The sequence below is a fragment of the Pseudoalteromonas sp. MER144-MNA-CIBAN-0113 genome (assembly GCF_040308965.1).
Lineage (GTDB): Bacteria > Pseudomonadota > Gammaproteobacteria > Enterobacterales > Alteromonadaceae > Pseudoalteromonas > Pseudoalteromonas tetraodonis.
Map to the genome: position 1 here is coordinate 20,690 of NZ_JBEOOG010000053.1, position 6,352 is coordinate 27,041.

Here is a 6,352-nt window from a genome sequence, read left to right on the forward strand (position 1 = left end):
TTTTTGTATCTAACGATCTAACGGTCGGCCACCAGTTACTTTATTTGCGCGGCCCTCTTCTTTGGCTTTTTCGGCGCGCTTTCTGCGGGCATCTTTAGGGTCGGCAATTAATGGGCGGTAAATTTCAACTCTATCGCCGTCTTTAAGCTCATGATTAAGCTTTACCGTTCTGTTCCATACACCTAAAGTTAAAGCGGTTGCATCAATTTCAGGGCACTTCTTAATAATACCTGATTGGATCACTGCTTGCTCTGCGGTGGTACCTTGGAATACTTCTATATTTAACGTGGTTGCTTTCGTTGGCAACGCAAACACAATTTCAATATTGATCATGCACGCTCTCCATATACCGCTTTTGCACGTTGAGTAAAGGCACTCACCATATTTTTAGCTACATCATTAAAAATTTTACCAAACGCAAGTTCTATTAACTTACTAGAAAATTCAAAGTCTAGCTGTAAATGCACTTTGCACGCATGCGCATCTAATTGCTGAAAATGCCAGCGACCTTGTAAGGTTTTAAAAGGCCCATCGACCAAGCGAAGCATCACTGTTTGCTCATCAATTAGCGTATTTTCAGTGGTAAACCATTTTTTTATACCGGCTTTAGATATTTCTAAACTGGCGGTCATGTTATTATCATGCTGCTTAATAATTTTTGAGTCTGAACAATTAGGTAAAAACTGCGAATAAGCTTCTACATCATTGACTAGATCAAACATCTCTTTAGTGCTGTACATAACCAGCGCACTTTTCTCTATTTGTGGCATACTCACTCCCAACTGTGTGCAGGAATTTTAGCAAGCTTTGTGCGTTTCCCCAAACTTTCATCGCGCTTAAATGAATCCTTCGCTTTTGCATGTATAATTTAAAAAAATCGATGTAAAACATCTCGTATAACGTATATTATAGGGCACTATGGCTAAGAAAAATTCATCAAAATCGACAAGCAATACCATCGCGCTAAATAAAAAAGCGCGACACGAGTATTTTTTACACGACAAGTTTGAAGCAGGTGTTGAACTCCAAGGCTGGGAAGTAAAAAGTATCCGAGCAGGTAAAGTAAATATCTCTGAAACTTACATTCATCTAAAAAACGGTGAAGCATTTTTATTAGGTAGTACCATTCAGCCTTTGAATAGTGCATCGACCCATGTTATTTGTGACCCACTACGTTACCGTAAATTACTACTAAGCAGGCGTGAGCTTGACCGCTTAGTTGGTGCAACTGAGCGTGATGGTTATTCATTAGTTGCCACCGCTATGTATTGGAAAAAATGCTGGGTGAAGCTTGAATTCCATTTAGCTAAAGGTAAGAAAATGCATGACAAACGTGAAGACGGCAAAAATAAAGATTGGTCCCGTGAAAAAGAACGTTTAATGAAACATAAAGTTTAAATAAAAACGTCTAACATCATGTTAGGCGTTTTTTTAATTAAATTTTTAGCAAAATACAAATTATTACAAATTAAAGTCGCTCGGTGATTTATTTTTAAATAATGAGAAGACCCTCATCCCGCACCAGATAGCGAGTATCCCATCGTTTTCCTTTATTAAGAAAATAAGTACATATTCGTGCCGATAACAAAATCATCTTTGCGGCTAATTGATAACACTTAAGTTACATGGTATTAATAATTCGACTTGTAAAACAAGTAAATTATTAACATATCAACAAGGACTTAAGGATACATACCAACCCTTTATAGAAAATGGACGCTCAGCGAGAATTTAAAAGTACTTAGGCAAGGCATTTGAATGAATTAAGTGTGGCTCTCTTTAAAATTCAAAAAACGCAGTTTAAGCACTTTTAAAACTCGCCCTATGGGAGAGCATCTGCAGAACTTTCTCTGCGTTACCACTCTTCGTAATAGAAACCACTATTACATCATCATGGCGCCTTGATAAAATCCAGTAGAACGCTCTCTGAGCAAACATTTTCTATGATGGGTTGGTATCGCTCAATTGCATTTACACCGAGCTTAATCATCGGTGCTACTATCGCATTGTCAGCAGGTTTTAGTACAACAACTTATGCTGCACAGCAAACTGCAGAAAAAGTAGAACGTATTCAAGTAACAGGCTCTCGTATCAAACGTTCCGATATAGAAGGCCCATCACCAGTACAATCCATTAATAAAGAAGACATCGAAAACATGGGTTATGACAACCTACAACAGCTGCTTGAAAGAATGCCTGTTGCAGGTAATGGTACCTTTTCAACCCGTGGTAATAACCAAGACTCGACCGCTAATGGTTCAGCTGCCGTCAGCCTTCGTGGTTTAGGGGCTGATGCTACCTTGGTACTTATTAATGGTCGTCGTGTTGCTATAAGCGCATTTGCAGAAGGGATCACCAACTCATTTGTTGATATAAACAGTATTCCTGTTTCAGCAATCGAACGTATTGATATTTTAAAAGATGGCGCATCAGCAATCTATGGCTCTGATGCTGTAGCAGGTGTTGTAAACGTTATCTTGAAAAAAGACATCGACGGTATTGAAGTTAATTTAGGTTACGGCGGCACAGATGGTCCTAACTATGAAGAAACCACGGCTAGCATTGTTTGGGGTACAACAAGTGCAAAAAGTAGTGCATCCGTTATTATTGATTACTTTAAAAACACTTCTTTATCATCAGATGAAATGGGCCGCTTAGGTACTGCTAACCAGTCTCCATATGGTGGCATGGATTTTCGTTCATCACGTGGTTTCCCTGGCTCGTTCGATGTAAATGGTGTTCAAACGCCAGATCCTAGCTGTCCTACTGACCAAATAAGTAGCAGTAACAGCTGTGTTTTTGATTATGGTCCATTCGGCTATATTGCCCCGGCGTCAGAACGTGTGGGCGCAATTTCACAATTTGAATACCGCTTTGACAATGGTATCACCGGCTTTTTAGAAATGGCTGTACAGCATAACAGCTCAGTTGCAGCGGGTGCGCCAACGCCACTTGATAAAGATGCGGGTTTAACAGTAACAGGGAGTCACCCTAATAATCCATTTGGACAAGATGTAGGGATTAATTATTTTAGAACTGTCGATGCAGGTGCGCGCCAATGGGATATCGAATCAGACACATTACGTTTTGTTGCTGGTTTAAAAGGTGAAATAAACGATTGGAGCTGGGAAACAGCGGTACAAAAAGGACGTAGTAAGTCATTACAAACTGGGGATCGCTCACAAGGTTGGGTACGCACCGACTTCTTACAACAAGAAATTGATGCCGGTAACTACAACCCATTTGGCGGCACTTACAACGATCCGGCCGTAATTGATAGAATTACTACGAGCTTGGTTCGTCAAGGCGAGTCTCATATGACGTCGTTCGATGCTAACATTTCAGGTGAAGCATTTAGCTTTGGTGATGATGTTGTCATGATGGCGGCCGGTATTGAATACCGCGAAGAAGACGTAACGGATACGCCAGATGATCAATTCCAACGTGGATTAATCTTTGGTACCGAGTCTGTTTCAGCTGCCGCAGAGCGCGACCAGTACGCGGCCTATGTAGAGTTTTCAATTCCACTTGCGGAAAACTTAGAGCTACAACTTGCTGGCCGTTACGATGATTACAGTGACTTTGGCACTACGACAAACCCTAAAGTTGCTTTACGCTGGGCACCTACAGATGAAATCACAGTACGTGGTTCATGGGCGCAAGGCTTCAGAGCACCGTCACTTGCACAAGTAGGTTTAGGGCCATCTCAGGAAAGTCAGTTCTTTATTGATAACTATCGCTGTGATGCAACAGGTAAAGATTGTGATCCGCTAGATTACAACATTGAATTTGCCGGTAACCCTGACTTAGAAGCTGAAGAGTCTGAATCTTGGAACGTCGGCTTTATTTGGGCACCTACAACTGACTTTGGTTTGAGTGTAGATGTATGGAGTATCACCCAAGACAATAAAATTGATGAGCAAGAGTTTGGTCCAATTTACAACTCAGAGTGTAATAACCAAAACAGTACCGTATGTGTTCGCTTACCTCCTTCAGGTACAGACAGTTTAGGGACTATTCAAAAGATTTTCAGTACTTTTGAAAATGTATCATCACAAGAAGTTTCGGGCGTTGATATTTCAGCAAATTACAACCACTCACTGGATGATTTAGGCTTACTAAAATTCAATTTAGAATGGGCTTATCAGGATAAATTTGAAAAAGATGGCCGCGATTACACTGGTGAATATGGTTACCCAGAGCATCGCTGGATTTTCTCAACTAACTGGGAAATTGGTCAGTTCAACACAAACATGAACATTAGTTATGTAGGTGAGTTTGAAGATACGCCAGATATCGATTTCGATGGTAACTTAGACTTCGATAGTAATACATCGCGTACTGTTGATTCACAAGTACTGGTAGATTTACAAACATCATATCGTATTACTGAGTCAGCAAAAGTATCGCTAGGTGTGAACAACTTATTTGATGAAGAGCCACCGTTTGCAATTGGTGACGGTGATTCAGATCTGTATGGTTACGCATCGGGTGTACACAACCCTCGAGGTCGTTACATTTATACTAAAGTGAGCTTTTCGTTTTAATTTAAAATAATAAAAAACCGCCATTTTGGCGGTTTTTTTATCTTAAACTAAAGGGCTAAATTATAGCTCGCCTTCGTTTTCTGATAAGAATTTAGCAACGCCTTCAGGGCTTGCGTCCATTCCTTTTTTACCTTCAGTCCAACCAGCAGGACATACTTCACCGTGCTCGCTGTGGAATGCTAGTGCATCAACCATACGGATCATTTCGTCGATGTTACGACCCAGTGGTAAGTCGTTCACTACTTGGTGACGTACGTTACCTTCTTCATCGATTAGGAAAGAACCACGAAATGCAACGCCCGCTTCTGGGTGCTCAACGTCGTATGCTTTACAGATTTCGTGTTTAACGTCTGCAACTAGTGCGTATTGAACTTTACCAATACCGCCGTCTGCTACAGCCGTGTTACGCCATGCGTTGTGTGAGAACTGTGAATCGATTGAAACACCAATTACTTCTACACCACGTTTTTGGAATTCTGCATAACGCTTATCAAAAGCAATAAGCTCAGAAGGACATACAAATGTGAAATCTAGAGGGTAGAAAAAGATTACTGCTTTTTTACCTTTGATTTTTTCGTGAAGGTTATAGCTATCTACAATCTCACCGTTACCTAGAACAGCTGCAGCGGTAAAGTCTGGTGCCTGACGGCCTACTAATACACCCATTTTATTCTCCAAATATTTTGAGTTTATTGTCAATTGCTTACGCAATACTGATTACTAATATGGGCACTAATTTTAAAATTACAATAGCAACCATATTTAATTAAACATTATTCTATGGCTATAAAAAATAAATTAACAATCGTATTTATAGATAGCACCGTTCTAAAATAGCGAACGCTTGATAAATGGACTGATTTTTGATCATAAAAAAACCTGCTTTAAGCAGGTTCTTTTTACTAATCCATAATATCGCTAGGCATATCACCGCGAATATGTTGCCATATTTCACCGGTTTGATGACCATATTTACGCATCATGAATATTGCACCATCGTGCTCTTTATTCTCAGCAAGCTTAGTTAAGTCTTTATAAAACTGGCGTGCAAGCTCGCGAGTGCGAGGATCTGAAAAGTAATGACAGCCAATCTTAGAATAAAAACCTTTAAAGCCATTAAGGATGAGCACATAAATGCGATTGTTACCGGCAACAGCTAATTCATGATGAACTTTATAATCATAATCTGCAAACGCTTGTGCGCTATCTTCTAATTCATCGCTTTGTGATAAAATTTCGATAACACGCTCTGGTGCAAGTTTTATAGCTGCACGGGTATAAATTGCGCTGATATTAGTACGTGCTGAGAGTAACTGATCGGTTAGCTCTGGCATTTTATCTTCATCTAAACGTGCCAGTGTTTCAAGAATGTTTAATCCTGACGTTTCCCAAAAATTATTAACGCGAGTGGGTTTACCATGTTGGATTGTTAACCAACCGTCTCTGGCTAATCGTTGTAACACTTCACGCAATGTGGTTCTAGTAACACCAATTAACTCTGAGAGTTCACGCTCAGCTGGCAGAATTGAACCTGGAGGAAAATCACCATTCCAGATTGACTCTACTATGTACTCCTCAGCAAATCCTGCTGGGCTTTTCGCTTTAAAAATTCTCATTCAATTCCTACTCGAATTAATTCACATCACATCGCTACATACGATTAACTGACTGATTGTACCAGACAAGCCACAACTAACAAGTAAAGTAAGTTAAATTACCTAGGCATGTCACGGCAAGATCATTATAAATTGAACTTATAGAATATGTAGTGATCAGATCAAGACATAATAATCACCTTGGTCACG

6 protein-coding genes are annotated in these 6,352 nt (G+C 39.9%); 2 read left to right on the forward strand and 4 right to left on the reverse strand.

The annotated features are described in order from the left end of the window. Positions 1-9: 9 nt before the first annotated feature. Positions 10-333, reverse strand: coding sequence for an RnfH family protein (locus tag AAEY57_RS13535; RefSeq protein ID WP_013465524.1), 324 nt, complete (start codon positions 331-333; stop codon positions 10-12). Further along, the gene (locus tag AAEY57_RS13540) at positions 330-770 is read right to left on the reverse strand and encodes a type II toxin-antitoxin system RatA family toxin (RefSeq protein WP_013465525.1); all 441 of its coding nucleotides are present in this window, start codon (positions 768-770) and stop codon (positions 330-332) included. Before AAEY57_RS13540 ends, AAEY57_RS13535 begins: the two co-directional genes overlap by 4 nt. A gap of 148 nt (positions 771-918) precedes the next feature. On the opposite strand from AAEY57_RS13540, the gene smpB reads away from it, so the two are divergent. After that, on the forward strand, positions 919-1,398 hold the full coding sequence (gene smpB / locus AAEY57_RS13545) for an SsrA-binding protein SmpB (protein WP_008109102.1): 480 nt from the start codon (positions 919-921) through the stop codon (positions 1,396-1,398). 545 nt (positions 1,399-1,943) lie between these two features. Then, positions 1,944-4,547, forward strand: coding sequence for a TonB-dependent receptor (locus tag AAEY57_RS13550; protein ID WP_024602044.1), 2,604 nt, complete (start codon positions 1,944-1,946; stop codon positions 4,545-4,547). 60 nt (positions 4,548-4,607) lie between these two features. On the opposite strand, the gene AAEY57_RS13555 is transcribed toward AAEY57_RS13550, so the two are convergent. Beyond that, positions 4,608-5,213, reverse strand: a complete 606-nt coding sequence (locus AAEY57_RS13555) for a peroxiredoxin (RefSeq protein ID WP_008109095.1) — start codon at positions 5,211-5,213, stop codon at positions 4,608-4,610. A 236-nt stretch (positions 5,214-5,449) separates the two neighbouring features. After that, positions 5,450-6,163 (reverse strand): fatty acid metabolism transcriptional regulator FadR, encoded by a 714-nt coding sequence (gene fadR, locus AAEY57_RS13560; protein WP_008109093.1) that lies wholly within the window; start codon positions 6,161-6,163, stop codon positions 5,450-5,452. Positions 6,164-6,352 lie beyond the last annotated feature (189 nt).